Origin of the sequence: Streptomyces sp. 1-11 (genome assembly GCF_007176755.1) — a bacterium.
Lineage (GTDB): Bacteria > Actinomycetota > Actinomycetes > Streptomycetales > Streptomycetaceae > Streptomyces.
Genome location: NZ_BJTV01000014.1, coordinates 1 through 23,215, shown reverse-complemented (window position 1 = coordinate 23,215; position 23,215 = coordinate 1). Strand labels below are relative to the sequence as shown.

Sequence of the window (23,215 nt, the reverse complement as noted above, 5' to 3'; positions counted from 1 at the left end):
ATGAAACTGACTCTCGATGGCGACTGGTGTGCGACCGTGACGGACGAACCGCTGCACATCACCCCCCGTCTGACGGGCACCTCCGTGCGTGTCGCACAGTACGCGGACGTGGTGGAACGGGAGAGATTCCTCGCGGACACGTTCGGTAGCCAGGACTGGCTGTGGGACGCTCCCGACGTCCTCCGGTTCGATCGGGCCGGCCGACAACTGGTCGGGGCCGAGTTCAGGATGCCTGAGGCGGTCGCCTCTGCCGAGGACTCCGCGCGCCTTCCTCTCAGGCCCGCAGTACGCCCAGGTGGGCTCCGCGCGGACCAGGTCCGGGACTTCCGGCACGAGATGTGCACGGTGTTGTGCCGCGCTCCCGGGGATACCGTGCTGACCTGCCTGCGCGACCTCGACGTGCTGGACGAGCCGCTGGAGGCCCGCATCGGCATCGCCCAGGACGTGGCGCTGATCGTCCAGCACGGCGCAGTCATCGGGTGGAGCCTCACTGATCCGGCGCGCTACCTGACCAGCTCGTTCGCCATGCCCGATCCCGATGCGCCGTCCGACGCCACCCGACGGCTGTTCACCGAGTGCCTGGATCTGGTCACTGAGCCGGTGATCTACGACGTGGAAGACGAGGACCCGGCCGCCTTGGCCCGCCTGCGGGCAGCCGACGAGGCCCTGCGCGCCCAGCGCGAGGACCGGCGCCGCGCCGACGCCCTCCTCTCGCTCATCGGCACCCTGGTTGAGGACTACGGGAACCGGTGACGTGAGACTCACCCTCGACGGTGACTGGACCGTGACGACGACGGACGAACCGCTGCGCTCCATCCCGCGCTTCGACTTCCCGGGGCAATGTGTGCGCATCGCGGAGTACGCCGACGTGGAGGCGTGGCAGAGGTTCCTCGGGGAGACCTTCGGCAGCCAGGAGTGGCTGTGGGACGCTCCCGACGAACTCCGGTTCGACCGGGCCGGCCGGGAACTGGTCGGCGCCGGCTTCCGGCTGCCCTATGAGTGCGCTGCCGCCGAGGACTCGGCCCGCGTCCCGGTCACGCCCGCCGTCCGTCCGGGCGGCCTTCGCGCGGACGAGGCCCGGGACTTCCGGCTGGACGTGGCCACGGAACTCTGCCGTGCGACCGGAGACACCGAACTGACCTGCCTGCGCGACGTCGATGTCCTCGACGAGCCGCTGGAGGCCCGCATCGGCATCGCCCCGGACGTGGCGCTCCTCGTCCAGCACAAAACCGTCGTCGGCTGGAGCCTCACCGACCCCGTCCGGTACCTGACCACCGGATTCGCCGCTCCCGACCCCGCCTCGCCGTCCCCTGCCGTCCGGTCGCTGTTCTCCGAGTGTCTGGACCTGGTCACCCGGCCGCTGCTCGACGAGGTGCAGGCTCGGGACCCGGCCGCCGTGGCCCTCCTGCGGGCGGCCGACGAGGCCCTGCGCGCCCAGCGCGAGGACCGGCGCCGCGCCGACGCCCTGCTCTCGCTCATCGGCAACCTGGTGGAGGACTACGCGAATCGGTGACCCAAGAACCGTGACGGTGCCCCCAGCCTTCCTGGCCGGGGAAGAACGTTTGGCGCGAGCGAAGCAGATCGGATGAGGCACGAACCAAGATGAAACTGTCTTTCGACGGCGGCTGGCGCGCGACGGTCACCGACGACCCGCTGCGCATCACCCCCCGTTTCACGGGCGACTCCGTGGACGTTGTGCGGTACGCGGACGTCAAGGAGCATGAGCGGTTCCTCGCGAACACCTTCGGCAGCCAAGACCACTTGTGGGACGCACCCGACGTGCTGCGCTTCGACCCGGACAGCCGGGGACTGGCCGGGGCCGAGTTCCGGATGCCGTACGCCTCCGGCGAGACGTCCGTCCGTGTTCCGGTCCTGCCGCCGGTGCGTCCGGGCGGGCTCCGGGCGGACGAGGTCCGGGACTTCCGGCACGAGATGTGCTCGGTGCTGTGCCGTGTTCCCGGGGACACCGTGCTGGCCTGCCTGCGCGACCTCGACGTCCTCGACGAGCCCGTGGAGGCCTGTGTCGGCATCGCTCCGGACCTGGCGCTCCTGGTCCAGGACTCCGCCGTCGTCGGCTGGAGCCTCACCGATCCCGCACGGTATCTGGTCACCGCGTACGCCGACCCCGACCCGAACCCGCCGTCGCCCGCGACCCGACGGCTGCTGACGGAGTGCCTGGACCTGCTGACCGCGCCGGTGGTCGACGACCTGGTGGACGGCGACCCGGCCGCCGTGACCCGGCTGCGGGCAGCCGACGAGGCTTTGCGCGCCCAGCGCGAGGACCGGCGCCGCGCCGACGCCCTCCTCTCGCTCATCGGCACGCTGATGGAGGACTACGGAAACCAGTGAGCTGGGAGCACGAAGGCGACCCGGCCGCTGCCGGCACCTGGGCCGGGTGCCGGCAGCGGCCGGTGGGGCAGTCGGCGCGGCGGTTACGTCAGGTGCGGGTCCAGCGCTGGTTGCTGCCGTTCGAGCAGGAGTAGAGCTGGATCAGGGTGCCGTTGGCGGTGCCGGCTCCGACGGCGTCGAGGCAGAGCCCGGACTGGACGCCGACGATGGAACCGTCGGAGTTGAGGCGCCATTTCTGGTTGTCGCCGCCCCAGCAGCTGTAGATCTGCACCTTGGTGCCGTTGCCCGTGCCGCCGGCGTCCAGGCACTTGTTGCCGTAGACCTTGAGTTCACCGGCGTCGCTGAGCGTCCACTGCTGGTTGGTGGCGCCGTTGCAGTCGTACAGCTGGACCTGGGTGCCGTCGGTGGTGGAGGCGTTGGGCACGTCCAGGCAGCGTCCCGAGCCGACGCCCTTGATCTGTCCGCCTCCGGTGGGCGGAGGGGTGGTGGTGGAGCCGCCGTTGAGCGCGTTGAGGACGGCGGTGTAGGCGGGCTTCTTGCTGCCGTCGCCGTTGAACAGCAGCGGTGTGTCTCCCGATCGCCAGGAGTCGGTGTCGCGCACACCCCAGACGGTGATGCCGAGGCAGCGCGAGACGGCCAGGCAGTCGTTGGTCACGTTGGCGTAGGTCGAGGCCGAGGCGCCCTGGATGTCGAGTTCGGTGATGGCCACGTCGACCCCGAGGGCGGCGAAACTCTGCAGGGTGGTGCGGAAGTTGCTGTTGTAGGGGCTGCCGCTGTTGAAGTGCGACTGGAACCCGACGCAGTCGATCGGCACGCCACGCTGCTTGAAGTCGCGGACCATGTTGTAGACGCCCTGGGTCTTGGCCCAGGTCCAGTTCTCGATGTTGTAGTCGTTGTAGCAGAGCTTGGCCGCGGGATCGGCGGCGCGCGCGGTGCGGAAGGCGACCTCGATCCAGTCGTTGCCCGTGCGCTGCAGGTTGGAGTCCCGCCGGCCGCCCGAACCGTCGTCGGAGAAGGCCTCGTTCACGACGTCCCACTGGGCGATCTTGCCCTTGTAGTGGCCCATCACACCGTTGATGTGGTCGATCATCGCCTGGCGCAGTGTGCTGCCGCTGAGGCTCTGCATCCAGCCGGGCTGCTGGGAGTGCCAGGCCAGGGTGTGGCCGCGCACCCGCTTGCCGTTCTGCACCGCCCAGTTGTAGACGCGGTCGCCGGCGGTGAAGTTGAACTGGCCCCGCTGCGGCTCGGTGGCGTCGATCTTCATCTCGTTCTCGGCCGTCACCATGTTGAACTCACGGCTCGCGATCGACGTGTACGCCGAGTCGCCCAGCTTGCCCGAGGCGATGGCGGTGCCGAAGTAGCGGCCGCCCTGTGCCGCCGCGGCGCCGAGCGTGCTCTCGGCGGCGTGTGCGGTCGGCGGCGAGACCAGTGCGGTGACCATGCAGAGGACGCCGACGATCAGCGCCAGTAGCAGGCCGCGGATCTTCCGGCGGATAGCGGGTCCTGGAAGGGCGTACGAGCCCATGACTGTGCCTCCGAAGTTGAATCACGGATGGACTGGAGTGCAGGGGATCGGCGTCGTGCGTCCCGTTCGACATCACCGGACAGGACGATCCCCACCGGCACGGGCCGCACCGGAACGAAACGGGGTGGCGCAGGTGACGTGGTGCGCGGATCCGTCGGGCAGAGCCGGTTTCTCAGACACGGATGATTGAGGTGCTGACCGTGCATCGTCAATACATTGCGGCGAAGAAATTTCCGATCGGAATTCGAAAGTTTCGAAACACCGATAAGCGGACGGCAATCCCCGCTATCGCAGCCGGTGGTAGGCGGGGAATTCTGGACGTCACTTATGAGCCAGTCGCGCGATGGCGCGATGTGCGCTTGTGTGACGTATGGGCGGCCCGAATGTTTCGAAGTCATCGGCGATACATGCGAGATGTATTGACGCCGTTCACCGGTTCCCTATCATTCGGGTTGCTCGACCGTTCGACCCTTGTTCGACATCACGAACATCGTGTCAAGCTTCTCATGTCATGGCCCTGCCAATAGGTCCGGCCGGTCCCCGACGAGGCCGACCGGAACCGCTACTCGAGGTTGAGGACGTGTATCCATGCGCAGAGGACATCTCAGCCACAGGCATCCGTCTGTGGCGCTCGCGGCCGTGGCCGCGGCCCTGGCCGCGCTGGCGGCGATGCTGGTCGCCGCCCCGGCTCAGGCGGCTTCCAGCGGCGCCCTGCGCGGTGTCGGCTCCGGCCGGTGCCTCGACGTGCCGGGCGCCAGCCAGACCGACGGCACGTATCTGCAGCTCTACGACTGCTGGGGCGGGACCAACCAGCAGTGGACGTCGACGGACAGCGGTCAGCTCACCGTGTTCGGCAACAAGTGCCTGGATGTTCCGGGCCACGCCACCACCGCCGGTACCCGGGTGCAGATCTGGGGCTGTTCCGGCGGGGCGAACCAGCAGTGGCGGGTGAACTCCGACGGCACGATCGTCGGCGTGGAGTCCGGGCTGTGCCTGGAGGCCGCGGGCTCCGGCACGGCCAACGGCACGGCGGTGCGGATCTGGACGTGCGACGGCGGCGGCAACCAGAAGTGGACCGGCCTGTCCGGGACCCCGGCCCCGCCGGGCGGCACGTGCTCTCTTCCGTCGACGTACCGGTGGACCTCGACGGGTGCGCTGGCGCAGCCGGCGAACGGGTGGGCCTCACTGAAGGACTTCACCGACGTCGTGTACAACGGCAAGCACCTGGTCTACGCGTCGAACGTCTCGGGGTCGTCGTACGGCTCGATGATGTTCGGTCCCTTCACGAACTGGTCGGACATGGCGTCGGCCGGCCAGACCGGCATGAGCCAGGCCGCGGTGGCGCCCACGCTGTTCTACTTCGCGCCCAAGAACATCTGGGTGCTGGCGTACCAGTGGGGTGCCTGGCCCTTCGTCTACCGCACGTCGAGCGACCCCACCAATCCCAACGGCTGGTCCTCGCCGCAGCCGCTGTTCACCGGCAGCATCTCCGGCTCCGGCACCGGCCCGATCGACCAGACCCTGATCGGTGACGGCCAGAACATGTACCTGTTCTTCGCCGGCGACAACGGCAAGATCTACCGGGCGAGCATGCCGATCGGGAACTTCCCGGGCAGCTTCGGCTCCTCGTACACCACGGTCATGAGCGATTCGACGAACAACCTGTTCGAGGCGGTACAGGTCTACAAGGTCCAGGGCCAGAACCAGTACCTCATGATCGTCGAGGCGATGGGCGCCAACGGACGCTACTTCCGCTCCTTCACGGCCTCCAGTCTCAGCGGTTCGTGGACCCCGCAGGCCACCACCGAGAGCAACCCCTTCGCGGGCAAGGCCAACAGCGGTGCCACCTGGACCAACGACATCAGCCACGGTGACCTCGTCCGCAGCAACCCCGACCAGACCATGACCGTCGACCCCTGCAACCTGCAGTTCCTCTACCAGGGCAAGTCCCCCTCCGCGAGCGGCCCCTACGACCAGCTGCCCTGGCGGCCGGGCGTCCTCACCCTGCAACGCTGAACCGGTCCGCGCACCCGCCGGCGGTCGGCCGCCCCGAGACCGGGCGGCCGCCCGCCCCGCGGCAGCGGTGGCGGGCCCCGCTCACCGCGCGGCCTACGGGGTCCGGCGAGGCGGCCGTCTCCTCGAAGGGCCGGCTCACGTCGGTGCGGGTCCGGCGCGAGGCCCGCACGGGGTGGGAGGGAGGGGGCGGGAGAGATGTACTGCCGGTACACCTCTCACCGGTGACTCGCCCGCCGCCGGATCGAGCGGTTACCTGGAGGAGAGGCGATGCCCGAGCGGCACCGCCGCCCCGACGGGCATCCACGGGCCGACCCCCCGGCCCCGCCCCTCCGACGAACGTCAGTAAGGACTTCCCCCCATGCGCGGAGCAGTGATTCACGCCCCCGGCGATGTGCGCTTCGAGACTCTGGACGACCCGAAGATCCTGCAGCCGACGGATGCGGTCATCCGCACGGCCGTCACCTGTGTGTGCGGCTCCGACCTGTGGCCCTGGCGCGGCCTGGACGCCACCGAAGAGGCCCACCCGATGGGTCACGAGTACGTCGGCTTCGTCGAGGAGGTGGGCAGCGGGGTCACCGCGGTGCGGCCCGGCCAGTTCGTCGTCGGCTCGTTCGCGACCTCGGACAACACCTGCGCCAACTGCCGCAACGGCTTCCAGTCCAACTGCCTGGACCGCGAGTTCATGAGCACCTGCCAGGCCGAGTACGTGCGCATTCCCAACGCCCAGGGCACCCTGGTCGCCACCGACGAGGTGCCGGGCGAGGAGTTCTGGCCCGGTCTGCTGGCCGTCTCCGACGTGATGGGCACCGGCTGGTGGGCCGCCGAGGCCGCCGAGGTGCGGCCCGGTTCCACCGCCGTGGTCGTCGGCGACGGCGCGGTCGGCCTGTGCGCGGTGATCGCGGCGAAGGAGATGGGCGCCGAGCGGATCATCGCCATGAGCCGCCACGAGCCCCGCCAGAAGCTCGCCCGGGAGTTCGGCGCCACCGACATCGTCACCGAGCGCGGCGACGAGGGCGTCGCCCGGATCAAGGAGATGACCGGCGGCATCGGCGCCGACTCGGTCCTGGAGTGCGTCGGCACCGCCCAGGCCATGCGGCAGGCCCTGCGCTCCGCGCGTCCCGGCGGCGGCGTCGGCTTCGTCGGCGTCCCGCACGAGGTGGCCGTCGACGGTCAGGAGCTGTTCTTCTCGCACGTCGGGCTGCGCGGCGGCCCCGCTCCCGTGCGCCGCTACCTGCCCGACCTGATCGGCCGCGTGCTGTCCGGGCGGATCGACCCCGGCAAGGTCTTCGACCTCACCCTGCCGCTGGAGCAGGTCGCCGAGGGCTACCGGGCCATGGACGAGCGCCGCGCGATCAAGGCCCTCCTCAAGCCCTGACCGCTCGATCGGCTTGACCTTCCCACGGTGACAAGGTGTCCCCTTGGCCCTGGAGGTGGTCCCGATCAACGCGACCGACAACATTCCGAGAAGTGCCCGGGTGGCCGGCGCCCTGAGCGCCGAGGACGCGTCGGTCCGGCTGCAGGCGGCCCTGGCGGCCGGCACGCACCCGGACGGCGGCCTGCTGGAGACGCTCGTCGAGCGGTGTGCCGTGGAGCCCGACTTCTTCGTGCGGGACATGCTTTCCTGGGCGCTGACCCGCCTTCCGGTGGAGGTCACCCTGCCCCGGATCCGCCGGGAACTCGGTTCCGGCCGCCCTCAGGCCCGTGCCCAGGCGCTGCACACGCTGTCCAAGACGCGTGACACGAGGGCGTGGGCCTGGATCACGCGTGACCTGCTGCGCGACGCCGACGACGAGGTCGCGCGGACCGCGTGGCGCGCCGCGGTCCTCCTCGTGCCCGAGGAGGAGCGCGGGGACCTGGCCGAGGAGCTGGTGACGCTGCTCGGCCGCGGCGGCCGCGAGGTGCGGCTGAGCCTGAGCCGGGCCCTCGTCGACCTGGGAGAGGTGACCGCGCCCGCCCTGGAGAAGGCCGCCGCGCACCCCGACCCGGAGGTCGCCGCGCACGCCCGCGCCACCGAACTGCTCCGGCGGGACCCGCAGACGGGCTTCGACGCGGCCGTCGAGGAGGCGAAGCGGGCCGTCGCACTGGGCCCCGGACGAGCCGCCGCCACGGGGGCCCGCGACGGCGGCGCGGACACCGCGGAATGCTGATCGGCGAGGTCGCCCGGCGCTCGGGGGTGAGCACCCGCATGCTCCGGCACTACGACGCCCTGGGGCTGGTGCGGCCCACCGGGCGCACCGTCGGCGGCTACCGGGAGTACTCGGCCGAGGACGTCCGCAGGATCTTCCACGTGGAGAGCCTGCGGTCCCTCGGGCTCTCGCTCAAGCAGATCGGGCGCGCGCTGGAGGACCCGGCGTTCACGCCGTCCGCCCTGGTCGGCGACCTGATCCGGTGGACGGAGGACCGGCTGGCGCGGGAACGGGAGCTGCTGGAGCGGCTCCGCGCCGTCGACGCGTCGGAGCCAACCGGCTGGCAGGACGTCCTGCGCATCGTCGAACTCATGCAAGGGCTCGGTTCGGACAGCGCCGCGCGCCGGCAGCAGGCCGTCCTGGCCCGGCCGGAGGACACGCCGGTTCCCGCCGGGCTGCTGGCCCGGGCGGCGCTCGCCGAGTCCGATCCCCATGTCGCGGGCGCGCTGCGCTGGGCGCTCGCCCGGTCGGGCGGCGACGGCATGGCCGCGCTGGCCGCCGGCGCGCAGGCGCAGGACGCCGGCGTCCGGCGGCGCGCGGTGCTGGCGATCGCCGGGATGCCCGGGGCCCCCGGGGCGGCCGCGGTGCTCGCGGACGCGCTCGGGGACCCGGACCCGGCGGTGCGCGGGCACGCCGCCCTGGCGCTGGGCAGGCGCGGGGCGACCGCGGCCGTGCCGGTGCTCGTCGGCATGGTGGTGACGGGCGTCCACGACGTCGAAGCGGCGGAGGTGCTGGGCGCCCTGTCCCGGGATCACGGGTGCGGAGCCCGGGTCCTGACCGCGCTGGCCGGTGAGCTGGCCGCGCCCGGGGCGGACTCCGCGGGGCGGCTGCGCCTGACCCAGGCGCTGGTCGAGCTGCCGGGTACCGCCGCGCACGACGTCCTGCGCGAGCTGGCCCACGACGACGACCGTGCCGTCGCCCGCGTGGCCGCCGCCTTCGCCGCCGTGCTCGACGAGCGCACTCCCGGGGACCGTCAGGACGAGCCCCTCCGGGAGGAGCCGTCGCGCGGCCGGCCCGGTGCCGCGCGGTGACCGGCGCCCGGGACGGCGCCGGCCGAGAGGCGTGTGCGGCCCGCGTGAAGGGAGGTGTGAGAATGGTGGAGACCCGGGCGAGAATTGAGGAAAGTTCGAGGAATGCCCGTCGGTCGCCGGGGTATGCGCCTGCTTGCCGGGGCATACGGCCTCGGCACGAGCATGATCTACAGGGAGGGGCGCAGGATGGTGACGACGGCCGTGCGGACCACTGGACAGGCGGTGGACGTTCCGGAGATCGCGGACCCTTCCAAGGTCGCACCGAAGGACGCGCGTGAGTTGTCGAAGCTGTTCTTCGACCAGCTGGCGGTGCTGGCGGAGGGGACACCCGAGTACCAGTACGCGCGCAACACGCTGATAGAGATGAACATGTCCCTCGTCCGCTACGCGGCCGGCCGGTTCCGCAGCCGCGGGCAGGACGAGATGGAGGACATCGTCCAGGTCGGCATGATCGGTCTGATCAAGGCCATCGACCGGTTCGAGCTGTCCCGCGAGGTCGAGTTCACCTCCTTCGCCGTCCCCTACATCGTGGGCGAGATCAAGCGGTTCTTCCGCGACACGTCCTGGGCCGTGCACGTCCCGCGCCGGCTCCAGGAGGCCCGTGTCCAGCTCGCCCGCGCCAACGAGGAGCTGCGCAGCCGCCTGGGCCGGACGCCGACGACCAAGGAGCTGTCCGAGCTGATGAGCCTGCCGGAGAGCGAGGTCGTCGAGGCGCAGCTCGCCTCCAACGGCTACACCTCGGCCTCCCTGGACGCGACCATCAGCGGCAGCGAGGACGGCGAGGGCGCGCTCGCGGACTTCATCGGCGACGAGGACGCCGCCCTCGGTCTGATCGAGGACTTCCACGCCCTCGCCCCGCTCATCGCCGAGCTCGACGAGCGCGACCGCAAGATCATCCACTGGCGCTTCGTCGAGGAACTCACCCAGGCCCAGATCGGCGAGCGTCTCGGTGTCTCCCAGATGCACGTCTCCCGGCTGATCTCCCGGCTCCTGGGCCGGCTGCGCGAAGGCATGCTCAGCACCGTCTGACGTTCCCGCACCCGCCGGCCGCCCGGCCGGCGGGTCCCGTCACCGCGCTCCGCGCGCTCGCGCACCACCCTCCGTCGCCGCGCTGCGAACGCCCCCACCACCGTCACGGGCCGACGGCTCCGCACTCCCCAACAGTTGCCGTTTGACAACTATGGCCGTGAGGCAACAAAGTAGCCCAGTCGCACCGCGCGGGGAGGGGTTCAGTCATGTTCCGGTGGGCGGAGAACACTCCGTGTGCCGGCCGCCCGAGCCCCGTCGTGCCGGAGCGACCGGCGGACCGGTGCCGGGCTCAGGCCGTCCGGTCGCCGGCGCGTGGGGCGTCGTGGTGTATCTGCGACGCCGCGGCGTCGCAGAACGCCTCAAGTCCTTCCAGGAGGGCGGTCCGCTTGGCGGCGGGCATCCGCTCCAGCACCGCCTGCAGTTCCTTCTCCCGGCGGGCGCGCAGATCGTCGAGGAAGGCGCGGCCGCGGTTGCTGAGATGCAGCCGCACCTCGCGCCGGTCGGCGGGACTGACCGCGCGCTCGACGAAGCCGGCGGCCACCAGCCGGTCGCATAGCCGGCTGGTGGACGGAGGCGTCGAGGCGAGAGAATCGGCGAGGGTGCGCAGGTTGATGCCGTCCTGGTGCTCGAGCATCAGCAGCACGCGCATCTGGGACGGGGAGGCCGGCGCGGTCGAGGCCCGCCCCCACAGGACTTCCAGCAACTCCACGGCCGTCAAGGTCACGTGGGCGACCTCGACAGGCTCTGGGCGGGGGCGGAAGACAGTCACCGTCACACTCTCGCAGGGACCTGGGACGGTTGCCAGCGTACTAGGTGCCCGAATTGGCAACAGATGGTTCGGACGGCCGGGGCGGCCCGGCCCCGGTGGGATCCGTGTGTGTCCGCCTACGGATGGGTGTATCTAAGATCGTGAACAGATTTGTGACCGCCGAGCGTGCGCTGCGCACGGCGGCCCCGGACGAGTTGCTCGACGCCGTGCGCCGGGTGCTGGCCGAGGAGTACGCGGCGGAGTCCGTCGAGCTGTTCCTGGCCGACTACGGTCTCACCGTCCTGCAGCCCGTGTCGGAACTGCCGTACACCACGGAGCCGGTGTCGCTGCACAACAGCACCGTCGGCCGTGCCTTCGGCGCCCAGGAGGCGTTCGTGGAGAGCGCCCCGGGCGGGGCGGCGCGCGTGCACCTGCCGGTCACCGTGCGCGGCGACCGGCTGGGCGTGCTGTCGGTCGCGCTGCCGGACGGGGACGCCGTGCCCGGCGTGCTGGCCGAACTCGCGGACATCGCCGAGGTGCTCGGGCACGAGGTGGTCGTGGCCGAACGCGACACGGACGTGTACCTGCAGGCGAGGCGCAAGGACCGGCTGACCCTGGCCGCCGAGATGCAGTGGCAGCTCCTGCCCGGCCGCTCCTGCGCCCGGCGCGAGTTCGAACTCGGCGCGCAGCTGGAGCCGGCCTACGCCATCTACGGGGACAACTTCGACTGGTCCGCCACGGCGGACCACCTCATGCTGTACGTCACCAACGGCATGGGGGAGGGCATAGAGGCCTCCCTGCTGACGAACCTCGCCATCAACGCCCTGCGCAACGCCCGGCGGGCCGGCATCGCCCTGGCCGACCAGGCCGCGCTCGCCGACCAGGCGGTGTACGCCCACTACCAGGGGCGCTGCTACCTCTCGGTGCTGATGTTCGACTTCGAGCTCGCCACCGGCCGGGCGACGGTGGTGGACGCCGGCTCCCCGCAACTGCTGCGGCTGCGGGACGGCGTGGTCGAGCGCGTCACCTTCGAGGCGCAGCTCCCGCTCGGTATGTTCGAGGAGACCGACTACACGGCGCAGCGGTTCCAGGTGGAGCCGGGCGACCGGCTGGTCTTCGTCAGCGACGGCGTCTACGCGGTCGCCTCGCCGAAGGGGGAGGCGTACGGCGACGCCGCGCTCGCCCGGGCGGTCATGTCCACCCGGCTGCTGCCGGCCGCCGAGGTGCCGCGTGCCATCCTGCGGGAACTGACCGGCCACCGGGGCCAGCCCGCCCCCGACGACGACGCCCTGGTCGTCTGCCTGGACTGGCGCGGACGCTGAGCCGCCGCGGTCGCCGAGCCGCCGCGGACGCGCGCCCCGCGCCCGGGCCCCGCGCGCGGCGGGGAAGCGTCCCCGGGAACGCGTGCCGGGAATGTGTCGATGCTGTGTCGTTTCCGGGGCACGTGCGGCGTTGATGCTTGTCATGTGGCAATAATTGGCTGAGTTGTGCCGGGCCCGGCGCGACCGCCTGTTCCGAAGGAGGACGATGCGGGTGCCGGAGCAGTCGCCGGCCGGTTCGGCGGCACGGGAGCTGGGAGCGTTCCTGGAGCGCCGGCGCGAGCAGATCGCGCAGCGGTGGGCGGACGAGCCGTTCTTCCGGACGGTCTTCACGGTCTCCCGTGACGAGGCCGTGGAGGCCTGCAAGACCGTGGTGGACGCCCTGGCGGACGTGGCCTCGGCCGGCCGGCTGGAGGACGTCGCGGCCCCCGGCTTCGGCTCGGCCCGCGAGCAGCTCGGGCGGATGGCCGCCGCGCGGGCCCGCAGCGGCCACAGCCCCGCCCAGACAGCGAACGAGACGGCCGGTCTGGGCACGGCGGCCGCCGCGGTGCTGCGCGGCGAGCCCCAGGACCCGGCCCGCCCCGGTACCCCGGACGTCCTGCTGGCCCTCACCGTCCTCATGGGCACCCTGCGCCTGGTGATCATGGAGACGACGATCAGCGCGGGCGAGGAGCTCATCGCCCGGCAGCGGCAGCAACTGCTCGAAGTGGCCACGCCCGTGATCAGCCTGTGGGACGGCGTCGTCGCGGTGCCCCTGATCGGCACCCTGGACAGCGCCCGCAGCCAGGTGGTCATGGAGTCGCTGCTCGAAGCCGTCGTGGAGCGGCGGGCCCGGTACGCGATCCTCGACATCACCGGGGTGCCCACGGTCGACTCGCTCGTCGCCCAGCACCTGATGAAGACGGTCGCCGCGGCCCGCCTGATGGGCGCCGAGTGCGTCGTCTCCGGCATCCGGCCGGCCATCGCCCAGACCATCGTGCACCTCGGCATCGACCTGGGCACGGTCGTCACCCGCAGCTCCCTGGCCGACGCCCTCGGCTACGCGCTCGACCGGCAGGGCGTCGAGGTCTCCGGCCGAACGGCCGGTGTGAACCAGCGATGACCGCACCCACCCCCCTCGCCGGCAGCCCGGCCGCCGTGCCGGTCCTGGCGCTGGGGGACACCCTGCTGGTCTCCCTCCAGGGGGAGCTGCACGACCGCACGGCCGAACAGCTCCAGCAGGACATCGCCCACCGGGTCGCGCGCAGCGCGGCGACCGGTGTGGTCATCGACGTCTCCGGCGTCGACGCCGTCGACTCGTTCCTCGGCCGGGTCATCGCCGAGATCGCCGCCCACACCCGGCTGCTGGCCGGCCGCACCGTGCTGTGCGGGATGGGCCCAGCCGTAGCGATCACCCTGGTCGAGTTCGGCCTGACCCTGCCCGGCGTGCTGACCGCCCTCGACGTCGAGCGCGCCTTCGAGCTGCTCCGGCAGGACGCCCTCGCGGCCGTCCCGGGCGGAGGAGCGGGGTGCACGTGACAACGGCCCCCGACCCCGCCACCGCCACGAGCCTGCCGATCGGCTCGGACGCGGACCTCGCGTGGGTCCGCCAGCAGGTGCGGCGGGTCGCGGCCGGACTCGGGTTCGGGCTCGTGCAGCAGACCAAACTCGTCACCGCGGCCAGCGAGCTGGCCCGCAACACCCTGGTCCACGGCGGCGGCGGCGAGGCGACGCTCACCCCGGTGGCCAACGCCTCGGCGCGCGGCCTGCGGCTGTCCTTCAGCGACTCCGGCCCCGGGATCCACGACGTCGAACTGGCGACCACCGACGGCTACACCACCGGCGGCGGCCTCGGGCTCGGCCTCGGCGGGGCCAGGCGGCTGGTGGACGAGTTCACCATCGAGACCGCCCCCGGCGAGGGCACCGTCGTCACCCTCGTCGCCTGGGTCACCGGCGTGCCCGCCGCCCGGCCGGTGGCCGGATGACACGCCTCTGGACCGTCCCGGTGCACGACTCCACCCGCGTACGGGACGCCCGGGTGGCGGCCGAGGAGGCCGGCGCCCGCGCCCGCCTCGACGCCCACCGCACCGCCGTCGCGGCCCCGGTGGCCACCGAACCGGCGACCAACCCGCTCAAGCACGCCGGCGGCGGCACGGTGCTGGTCGGCCTGCACAGCGACGGACGGCCCGGCCGGTGGAGCCCGCCCGAGGACCCCGCCCTCCCCGGCCACGCCCCGGCCGTCGTCGCGGCGACCGTCCTGCGGGACGCCGGCAGCGCCGCCGGCCCCGTGCGCGACGACACCTGCGTGGCCGTTCTGGCCTGCGACCGCCCGGCCGGGCACCCGTGACCGCGCGGGACGCCCGGCCGGCCGAACCGGACGACGGCCGGCAGACGGAAGCCCTCCTGGCGGCGGACGCGCGGACCGCGGAGGCCCTGCGCCGGCTGGACGAGACGGAGCGCCAGCTCCGCCTGCACCGCGAGGAACTGCACCAGACCAACCAGGGCGTGCTGGCCCTGCACGCCGAACTGGACGCCGCCGCGCGAACCCAGCGGGCGCTGCTCGACGCGGAACGGGCCGCCCGCGACGAGGCGGAGAAGGCACGGCGGCTGTTCACCTTCCTCGCCGACGCCAGCGCGGCCGTGACCGCCTCCCTGGACCAGGAGGACATACTGCGGTGCCTGCCCGAGCTGCTCGTCCCCGAGTACGCGAGCCAGGTCGAGGTATGGCTCTTCGACCAGCCGGCGGGCCGGAGCGAGGCGCACTCCGCGGCGGCGGTCGCGGCCGCCCGGCACGACCGTCCCCAGCACGCCGGACCGCACCCCGGGGGCCTGCCCGGCGTCGACGACCTGCCGCCCTCCGCGCTGTCCCCGGACCGGCCGCTGTTGAGCATCCCCCTCACCGTGCGCCACACCTCGGGCGTGCTCACCCTCACCGCGCCCGGCGACCGCTTCGACGCGCACACCAGCCTGATGCTGGTCGAACTGGCCCGCCGCACCGCCATCGCCCTGGACAACGCCCGCCGTTACGAACAGCACCGGGACACCGCCGAGGCCCTGCAACGCGCCCAGCTCACCGAACTGCCCGCCACCGAGGGGCTGCAGCTGGCGGCCCGCTACCTCCCCGCCACCCGGGGACTGAACATCGGCGGCGACTGGTACGACGCCTTCCCGCACCCCGACGGCAGCCTGCTGGCCGTGGTCGGGGACGTCACCGGACACGGGCTGCGCGCCGCCGTCATCATGGGCCAGCTCCGCACCGCCCTGCGGGCCTACGCCCTGGAGGACGACAGCCCCGCCCGTATCCTGACCCGCCTGCACCGCATGCTGTGCCACCAGCAGCCGAACCTGTACGCGACCGCCGTGGTCGTCCGGTTCCGGCCCGGCGATCCCCACGTCGTGTGGGCCGCCGCGGGACACCCGCCGGCCCTGGTCCGCGCTCCCGGCGGCGCCGTGCGCGTGCTGGACGCCAGGCCCGGCGTCATGCTGGGAGTGCCCGTACCGTTCGAGTACGAGGACCACACCGCGCCGCTGCCGGCCGGCTCGACGCTCGTCCTGTACACCGACGGCCTGGTGGAGCGGCGGGGCCGGGGCATCGACCCGGGCATCGGACTGCTCGGCCGGACCCTGGCCGCACTGGACGAGTCCGCCCTCGCGGACCTGGACGGGTGCGCCGAGTCGCTGCTCAAGCCCCTCGTGCACGAGTGCGAACGCGACGACGACGTCTGCATCCTGCTGTGCCGTACCTCTCCCGCCTGACCGGGGGCCGTACCGCCCCGCGGGGCGATAGCGTGGACGTCCTGGGGAAGAGGATGGAGACGCCGTGAACACCGCCGAACCGGTCCCGTCCGCGGAAGCCCTACTGCGCGCGGCCCCGCCGCACGCCCTGGTGGCCACCGCCGGCCGGCTGCTGGCCGAGCGCTTCGGCGCCCTCGACATGACGCTCCTGCTCGCCGACTACGGCCTGAGCGTCCTTCAGCCCGTCACCCACCTGCCGCACACGGGCGAACCGGTCTCCGCCCACGACGGCCCGGCCGGCACCGCCTTCACCAGCCAGAACCCGGTGGTGGAGATCACCGCCGACCCCGCCACGCAACTGGTCCACCTGCCCATCACCGTGCGCGGCGACCGCCTCGGCGTGCTCTCCGTCCGGGTCCCCGGCTCCGGCGCCGACCCCGGCACGGTGCTGCGGCTCTGCGACTTCGCCACCGGCCTCGGCCACGAGGTCGCCACGGCGGGCCGGGACACCGACCTGTACCTCCAGGCACGCCGGACCCGCCGGCTCACCCTCGCCGCCGAGATGCAGTGGCAGCTCCTGCCGGGCCGCGGCTGCGCCCGCGACGAGTACGTCATCGGCGCCCACCTGGAACCGGCCTACGCCATCGGCGGCGACAACTTCGACTGGTCAACCAGCGCCGACCACCTCACGCTCACCGTCACCGACGGCATGGGCCAGGGCATCGAGGCCTCCCTGCTCACCGGCCTCGCGGTGGGCGCGCTGCGCAACGCCCGCCGCGCCGGCATCGGTCTCGCGGACCAGGCCTGCCTCGCCGACCAGGCCCTGTACTCCCAGTACGGGGGCAAGTCGTACGCCTCCACCCTGCTGCTGCGGTTCGACCTCGACACCGGCACGGTCCGCGCCGTGGACGCCGGGTCCCCCCAGCTCTACCGCCAGCGCGGGACCACCGTCGAGCGCGTCGAGCTGGAGGCCCAGCTCCCGCTCGGGATGTTCGAGGAGACCAACTACGAGGAGCAGACCTTCCAGGTCGAGCCCGGCGACCGCCTGGTCGTCATCAGCAGCGGCGTGCACCGCACCCGGTCGGCCGACGGAGAGCTGTTCGGGGAGACCGTGCTGCGCCAGATCCTGGGCGCGACCCGGCAGACCCAGCCCCATGAGGCGGCACGGTCGGTCGTCGCCGGACTGATCGAGCACGTGGGCGGCGAGGGTCTGCTCGCTGACGCCGCCGTCGTCTGCCTCGACTGGCGGGGACGCCCGGCCGGCGAGGCGCGGACCGGCCGCTGACGCTACGGCCCCTGCGGCGGCGGCCCGGGGGACCGGTCGGCCCGGGTGGAGAGGAACGCCCGCATACCGCGGACCAGCAGCGACCGCTCCGCGGGCGCCATGGCGGCCAGTACGCGGGCCAGGGCCTCGGTGCGCCGGCGGGCCACCTCCCACAGCACCCGCCGCCCCTGCACGGTGAGCCTGAGCTGCACCTCGCGGCGCCGGTGCGGGTGCAGTTCGCGCTCCAGCAGACCGGCCGCCTCCAGCCGGTCGCAGAGCCGGCTGGCGGTGGGCAGCCCTATGTCCAGCCGGTCCGCCAGGCCGGTGAGATTCACCTCAGGCGCCGTCTCCAGCGCTCTGAGCGCCCGCAACTGGTGCGCGGACAGCCGTACGGCAGCCTCCTGGGCGGCGACGGACCACAGTTCCGCCAGACGCTCCACGGCATCGGCGATCCCCCGCGCGTCGGCGCTCGGATCGTCACCCGAGCCCCTGACGCGGTCGCCGTCGCCGCCGGGAAGAGTCACGACACATCACTTTCAGTAAGGTACGGGTGGTGTGGGGACAACCCATATTCCATCGCTGTACCCGGGGAACCGCTTCGCAACCGGTGTTCACCCGGCCTTCCCGGCCGGGCGGACACCGGCAGTGCAGCGCGTCCACGGCGCCGCCGGGGCGGTGGCTACTCAAGGTAAGGGTCGTCCGTACCCCATCTTGCCGGGCGCGACCGGCGCGCAGCCGTCCACTCAGGTGGCCGTGCCGGGTTCGGCGGCCGCGCAGGGGTCGGGGGGGATCGCCGTGACGGTGCGGTCCCCGGCCCGTGAACCGCCCCTGGCCGACTGATAATTCGCGCCATTGTCGTTGGCCCGTACACCGTTGCCGTCGCCGACCGTCGCCTGGCAGGTGGTGACGGTACCGGGGGCCATGGTCCTCTCCGTCCGGCCCGCGCAGGCGGGTTCCGTGCCGGTGCCGGAGGCGTGGTCCGGTTCCCGCCGGCGGGCGCCCGGCGCAGGTGGACGGTGGTCCGGTGCAGGTGGACGGTGGTCCGGCCGGTGGAGGCGGTCGAGTACCGGACACCGCGCCGGTGCCGAGCCGGCTGGTCGTCGGGGTGCCGGGGGCGGTGGTCCAGCTCCCGCCGGGGGCCGGAGCGTGCGGCCGCCGGTCGTGCGCGTGATGGCGTGAATTCGACGGCGACTTCTTTCCGTGTTGTAGAGGGGGCGGTCGGACGCTTCTTTGCTGGTCAAGGAACGGTTGACGGCTCAGAAGCGGCTGCTCTAAGCTCGAACTCAATTCGATCACGGTTCCGATCCTCTCCTGAGTGAATCGACCGTGATGGCAGGGGCAAACGGGGGATTTCGTGGGCGCAAGAGCGACTTAGGCGAGGCGCGTCATCGCGCCGTATTAACTCACCATTCAACTTCTGACACCTGGCGTTGGTTGCCGAGCAGGAAAGCCAGGGTGTCTGCTTCCGCCTGCCCGTTCATCGGAAGCGGATGGATTCGTCATTTCCCCTGCCCCAGCACGCTTGAGCCGGTCCGCACGGTTACCTTGCCACGACGGAGGACGACGCATGCGCTCCCACATACTCGGCCGCATCGAACTCGATCAGGAGCGGCTGAGAAAGGACCTCGACTACCTCGCCGCGGTCCCCACTGTGGAGGAGGAGTACGACGAGTTCAGCAACGGGTTCTGGAAGAACATCCCGTTGTACAACGCCAGCGGCGGCAGCGAGGACCTGCTCTACCGGGACCTCGATGGCGCGGCCGTCCGGCCCACCCGGCACGCGGAGCAGGTCCCGTACCTCGACGAGATCATCACCACGGTCTACGACCAGCAGCGGGTGCAGATGGCCCGCACCCGCAACCTGAAGAACGCGGTCGTCATCCCGCACCGCGACTTCGTCGAGCTCGACCGGGAGCTCGACCTGTACTTCCGCACCTTCATGGTCCTGGAGGACAGCCCGCTGGCCTTCCACTCGGACGACGACACCGTGATCCACATGCGGCCCGGCGAGATCTGGTTCCTGGACGCCGCGGCCGTCCACTCCGCCGTCAACTTCTCCGACATCAGCCGGCAGGCCCTCTGCGTCGACCTCGCCTTCAACGGCTCCTTCGACGAGAAGGAGGTGTTCGCCGACGCCTCCGTCTACGCCCCCGGCGCGACCCCCGAACTCCCGGACCGCAAGCCGTTCACCGCGGAACGCGCGGAACGGATCCGCTCGCTCGCCGACGTCATCGAGCGGGAGAATTTCCGGGACATTCTCTTTCTGCTCGCCAAAGTTCACTTCACCTACGACGTGCACCCCAGCGAGACTTACGAATGGCTCATCGACATCTCGAAGAAGGCCGGCGACGGCAAGATGGTCGAGAAGGCCGAGCGGATCAGGGATTTCGCGATCGGCGCCCGCGATCTGGGAGAGCGGTTCTCGCTGACCACCTGGTGACGTGAGGGCTCGGGCGCGATGTGCCGGGTGGGCAGAAAAACTGGGGGAGAAAGTGATCGAGGAGATACTTCCGCGGGAAGTGGCTTCCGCGGAAGCGTTCGAGGACGACGACCGGGGAAATCACCTCTTCAATGAGGAGCGGGCGGCCGTGATGGGGGCCGTTCCGGCCCGGCGCCGTGAATTCACCACGGTGCGGCACTGTGCCCGCGCCGCCCTCGGTGACCTCGGCATCCCGCCTTTTCCCCTGCCGCCCGGAACACAGCGCGCTCCGCGCTGGCCGGCCGGAGTCGTGGGCAGCATGACGCACTGCGCCGGATACCGCGCCGCGGCCGTCGCCCGGGCCAGCCGCGTGCACTCCGTGGGCATCGACGCCGAACGGGACGAGCCACTGCCGGAAGGCGTTCTGGAGATGATCGGACTGCCCGAGGAGCGGGCGATGATCGACCGGCTCGGCGCGCGGCGGTCCGCTCCGGCCTGGGACCGGTTGCTGTTCAGCTGCAAGGAGGCCGTGTACAAGGTCTCCTCCCCGCTCGCCCGGCGCATGCTCGGATTCGACGCGGTACGGGTGGACATCGCGGCCGGCGGCCGGTTCGGCGCACGGTTCCTGGTGCCCCCGCCGGTGGCCGGCGGCCGGGCCGTCCCCCGGGTGACGGGGCGGTGGCTGCGCCGCGACGGGCTGCTGCTGACCGCCGTCGCCCTGTGCTGAGCGCACCGGCACGGATGCCGGGAGGGCACCGGGACCACGTGTCCCGGCACGCCTCCGGCCGCACCCCGGTCTGCCGGCGACGGCACTCGGACACCCCTGCTCGTGCCCACTCCGGTCGCCCCGCGACGGCGGGGCCCCGCCGGGCCGCCCCGCCGGCCTGACGCTCCTTCTGGACGGACACCGATGATCGAGACGACCACCTTCACCGAGACCCTCACCGTCACCGCCGACAACCCGCTGCTGCACGGGCACGTCGTGTACGGCCGCAGCCTGCTGCCCGGCGTCGGCTACGTGGATCTGGTCCTGCAGGTCCTGGCCCGGCAGGGGCACCCCATGCCGGAAGTGGAGCTGCGCGATCTCGCCATCCTCGCCCCGCTGGTCGCCGGGCCCGGGGAACGGGTGCTGACCACGGTGGCGGGACGGCCCGGGGCGAACGGCGGCTGGCGGGTCGAGGTGCGCAGCCGCCGCCCGGAGGACACCGCCGAGGTCCTGCACGCCGTCGCGAACGTGCGCCGCCGGCCCCGCGTCGCCTTCGGCGAACGGCTGGCGCTGCCCGTCGAGGGCGCCACCCGGCGCACCACGCTCGACGAGATCTACACCTGGTGCCGTGAGTACGACCTGCACCACTCGGGCCTGATGAAGCTCGGGGGAGTGGTTCACCACCGCACCGGCGACTGGGTCGCCGAGGTCGAACTCGCCCCGGAGCACCAGGGTTCCGCCGCCGGGTTCCTCTTCCACCCCGCGCTCTTCGAGGCCGGTCTGCTGGGCGGCGGCGTCGCCCTCGGCATGCTGCACGGCGACAACGACGGCCCCGGCCTGTACCTGCCGCTGATGTTCGAGCGGTTCCGCGCCGCCGGACCGCTCGGCGGCCGCTGCTACGTCCGCGTCCCCGCCGACTCGGTGCGCCGGGACGAGGAACTGATCCGGATGGTCGTGGAGTTCTACGACGCCGGCGGCGCCAAGGTGGCCGAGGTCGGCCGGTTCGTCGCCAAGCGGATCCATGCCGCGGCCTCCCTCGACGTGCGCGGGGACGCCCCCGCCCCGGCGGTGGCACCGGCCCCGGCTGTGCCGTCGGCCGGCTCGCCGGGTGGTGGTGTGGGTGTGGTTGATGTGGTGCGGGGTGCGGTGGCGGCGCGGTTGGGGGTGGCCGCCGACGGGGTGGATGTGGGTTCGGGTTATTACGAGTTGGGGTTGGCTTCGGCGGATCTGCTGTCGTTGGTGGCGGAGTTGGAGGAGCGGCTGTCGGTGGAGTTGTCGCCGACGGTGATGTTCGAGTACCGGACGATCGCGGAGCTGGCGCAGTGGCTGGAGACCCAGGTCCCGGCGGGCGCCCCCGCATCGGCGGTGGTCCCGGCCCCGGTCGTGCCGTCGGTCGGCTCGCCGGGTGGTGGTGTGGGTGTGGTTGATGTGGTGCGGGGTGCGGTGGCGGCGCGGTTGGGGGTGGCCGCCGACGGGGTCGATGTGGGTTCGGGTTATTACGAGTTGGGGTTGGCTTCGGCGGATCTGCTGTCGTTGGTGGCGGAGTTGGAGGAGCGGCTGTCGGTGGAGTTGTCGCCGACGGTGATGTTCGAGTACCGGACGATCGCGGAGCTGGCGCAGTGGCTGGAGACCCAGGTCCCCGCGGGCGCCCCGGCCGCCTGGACCGCGCCGTCGGCGCCCGCCGTGGCCGCGCCGGTGACGCCCGCGGCCGCCATGCCGGCACCCGCGGCGGCCTCCGTTCCGGCGGTGCCGGCGGGGGTCTCCGTTCCGGTCGTGCCCCCGGCGGCCTCCGTTCCGGCGGTGCCCGCGGCGGCTGCCGCTTCCGTCCCGGCGGTGCCCGTCACGGCCGCTTCCATTCCTGAGGCGCCGGCCCCCGCCGCTTCCGTTCTCGCGGCGCCCGGCACGGCCACCCCCTTCGCCGCGGCTCCCGCTGCGCCGGCCCCGGCGCCAGAGGCACCCACCCCCGCCCGGTCGGTCGCACCGGCCGGTCACGGGCTGCCGTCCGCCCCGGTCACCGGTGTCGTGGCGTCCGGCGGCGCCGCGGGCCCCGACGCGCTCGACGGTGTTCGTGCCGCCCTCACCGGCGAAGTGGCCGCCCTCCTCGGCGTCGACGCCGCCGACGTGCACGCCGACGCCGAGCTGGCCGAGTTCGGGCTGGACGTCACCGGGCTCGCCCGCCTGGCCGACCGGGTCGGCGCGCGACTGGGACTGGCCCTCGCCCCGGGGGCCCTGCGCGAGCACCGCACCCTGAACGCCCTCGCGGCGCACCTGGCCGGCGAGCACCGCACCCCGCCCGAGGCGGCTTCGGCGCCGCACGCGCTCCTCCACGGCAGCGTCGGTGCGGACGCCGGGGACACCACGACGTACGAGACCCGCTTCAGCGGCGACGAACCGTTCCTGCGGGACCACCGGGTGCACGGCGACCGGATCCTGCCCGGCGTCGCCCATCTGGAGATGGCGCGCGTCGCGGTCGCCCGCGCGCTGGGACAGCACGACGCGGCCGCCGTCCGGCTGACGGACGTGGTGTGGCTGCGGCCCGCCGTCTGCGGCCCCGGCGGCCTGACCATGCGGGTCCGCGTGCGGACCTCCGCGGCGGGCGGCTGCGCCTACGAGATCGAGAGCGTCGGCGACCACGGCGAGACCACGCTCTGCGGCCAGGGTCGCGCGGCCCTCGGCCCGGACGGCACCGGCGCCGGGCGGACGCCGCTCCTCGACCGGCTGCGCGCGGACTGCGCCGGCACCTTCCACCCGGCCGAGGACCTGTACGGCCTGTACGACCGCATGGGCATGGTCTACGGCCCCTCCCAGCGTTCCGTGACCGGGCTGCGCACCGGCACCGACCCCGACGGACGCCCCCAAGTCCTGGCCGAACTGCGCCTGCCGCCCGAGGCGGAGCCTCTCGGCGTCGC

22 protein-coding genes are annotated in these 23,215 nt (G+C 72.5%); 18 read left to right on the top strand and 4 right to left on the bottom strand.

All coding sequences use genetic code 11. The features are described from left to right. From TNCT1_RS26595 to TNCT1_RS26585, 3 genes are all read left to right on the top strand, one after another. Positions 1 to 753, top strand: coding sequence for a hypothetical protein (locus tag TNCT1_RS26595; protein ID WP_143637075.1), 753 nt, complete (start codon positions 1 to 3; stop codon positions 751 to 753). A 1-nt stretch (position 754) separates the two neighbouring features. Continuing rightward, positions 755 to 1,513 carry a hypothetical protein gene (locus TNCT1_RS26590; RefSeq protein ID WP_235902911.1) on the top strand — a complete coding sequence of 253 codons (759 nt, stop codon included), beginning with the start codon at positions 755 to 757 and terminating at the stop codon, positions 1,511 to 1,513. A gap of 89 nt (positions 1,514 to 1,602) precedes the next feature. After that, on the top strand, positions 1,603 to 2,349 hold the full coding sequence (locus tag TNCT1_RS26585; protein WP_143636641.1) for a hypothetical protein: 747 nt from the start codon (positions 1,603 to 1,605) through the stop codon (positions 2,347 to 2,349). An 88-nt stretch (positions 2,350 to 2,437) separates the two neighbouring features. Here TNCT1_RS26585 and TNCT1_RS26580 read toward each other — a convergent pair whose 3' ends face one another. Continuing rightward, positions 2,438 to 3,874, bottom strand: a complete 1,437-nt coding sequence (locus TNCT1_RS26580) for an endo-1,4-beta-xylanase (protein ID WP_143636639.1) — start codon at positions 3,872 to 3,874, stop codon at positions 2,438 to 2,440. A gap of 588 nt (positions 3,875 to 4,462) precedes the next feature. Between TNCT1_RS26580 and TNCT1_RS26575 the strand changes: the two genes are divergently transcribed. From TNCT1_RS26575 to TNCT1_RS26555, 5 genes are all read left to right on the top strand, one after another. Further along, entirely contained in the window at positions 4,463 to 5,890 is a 1,428-nt protein-coding gene (locus TNCT1_RS26575; protein WP_143636637.1) for a non-reducing end alpha-L-arabinofuranosidase family hydrolase, read from the top strand. A 358-nt stretch (positions 5,891 to 6,248) separates the two neighbouring features. Continuing rightward, complete coding sequence (locus tag TNCT1_RS26570; protein WP_143636635.1) at positions 6,249 to 7,265, top strand: zinc-dependent alcohol dehydrogenase family protein; 1,017 nt, start codon at positions 6,249 to 6,251, stop codon at positions 7,263 to 7,265. Between the two features lie 43 nt (positions 7,266 to 7,308). Beyond that, entirely contained in the window at positions 7,309 to 8,037 is a 729-nt protein-coding gene (locus TNCT1_RS26565) for a HEAT repeat domain-containing protein (protein WP_373920507.1), read from the top strand. Beyond that, entirely contained in the window at positions 8,031 to 9,107 is a 1,077-nt protein-coding gene (locus TNCT1_RS26560; RefSeq protein WP_143636633.1) for a MerR family transcriptional regulator, read from the top strand. Before TNCT1_RS26565 ends, TNCT1_RS26560 begins: the two co-directional genes overlap by 7 nt. 186 nt (positions 9,108 to 9,293) lie before the next feature. Then, positions 9,294 to 10,136, top strand: a complete 843-nt coding sequence (locus TNCT1_RS26555; protein WP_143636631.1) for an RNA polymerase sigma factor SigF — start codon at positions 9,294 to 9,296, stop codon at positions 10,134 to 10,136. Positions 10,137 to 10,425: 289 nt separating this feature from the next. Here TNCT1_RS26555 and TNCT1_RS26550 read toward each other — a convergent pair whose 3' ends face one another. Continuing rightward, entirely contained in the window at positions 10,426 to 10,860 is a 435-nt protein-coding gene (locus TNCT1_RS26550; protein ID WP_143636629.1) for a MarR family winged helix-turn-helix transcriptional regulator, read from the bottom strand. 167 nt (positions 10,861 to 11,027) lie between these two features. On the opposite strand from TNCT1_RS26550, the gene TNCT1_RS26545 reads away from it, so the two are divergent. The 7 genes from TNCT1_RS26545 (at position 11,028) to TNCT1_RS26515 (ending at position 17,202) form a co-directional block, all read left to right on the top strand. After that, complete coding sequence (locus TNCT1_RS26545) at positions 11,028 to 12,206, top strand: PP2C family protein-serine/threonine phosphatase (RefSeq protein ID WP_143636627.1); 1,179 nt, start codon at positions 11,028 to 11,030, stop codon at positions 12,204 to 12,206. Between the two features lie 205 nt (positions 12,207 to 12,411). Further along, entirely contained in the window at positions 12,412 to 13,305 is an 894-nt protein-coding gene (locus tag TNCT1_RS26540; RefSeq protein ID WP_143636625.1) for an STAS domain-containing protein, read from the top strand. Next, complete coding sequence (locus TNCT1_RS26535; RefSeq protein ID WP_143636623.1) at positions 13,302 to 13,721, top strand: STAS domain-containing protein; 420 nt, start codon at positions 13,302 to 13,304, stop codon at positions 13,719 to 13,721. Before TNCT1_RS26540 ends, TNCT1_RS26535 begins: the two co-directional genes overlap by 4 nt. Continuing rightward, complete coding sequence (locus TNCT1_RS26530; RefSeq protein ID WP_373920506.1) at positions 13,712 to 14,167, top strand: ATP-binding protein; 456 nt, start codon at positions 13,712 to 13,714, stop codon at positions 14,165 to 14,167. The genes TNCT1_RS26535 and TNCT1_RS26530 overlap by 10 nt, the downstream gene beginning before the upstream one ends. Further along, positions 14,164 to 14,529, top strand: a complete 366-nt coding sequence (locus tag TNCT1_RS36430; RefSeq protein WP_143636619.1) for an anti-sigma regulatory factor — start codon at positions 14,164 to 14,166, stop codon at positions 14,527 to 14,529. The genes TNCT1_RS26530 and TNCT1_RS36430 overlap by 4 nt, the downstream gene beginning before the upstream one ends. Then, a complete protein-coding gene (locus tag TNCT1_RS26520; protein WP_235902909.1) occupies positions 14,526 to 15,938 on the top strand; it encodes a PP2C family protein-serine/threonine phosphatase in 1,413 nt (470 codons plus the stop codon). The genes TNCT1_RS36430 and TNCT1_RS26520 overlap by 4 nt, the downstream gene beginning before the upstream one ends. Before the next feature lie 64 nt (positions 15,939 to 16,002). After that, positions 16,003 to 17,202 carry a PP2C family protein-serine/threonine phosphatase gene (locus TNCT1_RS26515; protein WP_143636617.1) on the top strand — a complete coding sequence of 400 codons (1,200 nt, stop codon included), beginning with the start codon at positions 16,003 to 16,005 and terminating at the stop codon, positions 17,200 to 17,202. A gap of 2 nt (positions 17,203 to 17,204) precedes the next feature. On the opposite strand, the gene TNCT1_RS26510 is transcribed toward TNCT1_RS26515, so the two are convergent. Further along, on the bottom strand, positions 17,205 to 17,705 hold the full coding sequence (locus TNCT1_RS26510) for a MarR family winged helix-turn-helix transcriptional regulator (protein ID WP_143636615.1): 501 nt from the start codon (positions 17,703 to 17,705) through the stop codon (positions 17,205 to 17,207). Between the two features lie 219 nt (positions 17,706 to 17,924). Beyond that, a complete protein-coding gene (locus TNCT1_RS37000; protein WP_235902907.1) occupies positions 17,925 to 18,104 on the bottom strand; it encodes a hypothetical protein in 180 nt (59 codons plus the stop codon). Between the two features lie 644 nt (positions 18,105 to 18,748). Here TNCT1_RS37000 and TNCT1_RS26500 point away from each other — a divergent pair. The 3 genes from TNCT1_RS26500 to TNCT1_RS26490 form a co-directional block, all read left to right on the top strand. Continuing rightward, positions 18,749 to 19,621: an aspartyl/asparaginyl beta-hydroxylase domain-containing protein gene (locus TNCT1_RS26500; protein ID WP_143636611.1), complete on the top strand. Its 873-nt coding sequence runs from the start codon at positions 18,749 to 18,751 to the stop codon at positions 19,619 to 19,621. 79 nt (positions 19,622 to 19,700) lie between these two features. Beyond that, a complete protein-coding gene (locus TNCT1_RS26495; RefSeq protein ID WP_235902905.1) occupies positions 19,701 to 20,327 on the top strand; it encodes a 4'-phosphopantetheinyl transferase in 627 nt (208 codons plus the stop codon). A 183-nt stretch (positions 20,328 to 20,510) separates the two neighbouring features. Beyond that, positions 20,511 to 23,215: phosphopantetheine-binding protein (locus TNCT1_RS26490; RefSeq protein WP_174266464.1), on the top strand; the 2,705-nt coding region annotated here is incomplete at its 3' end.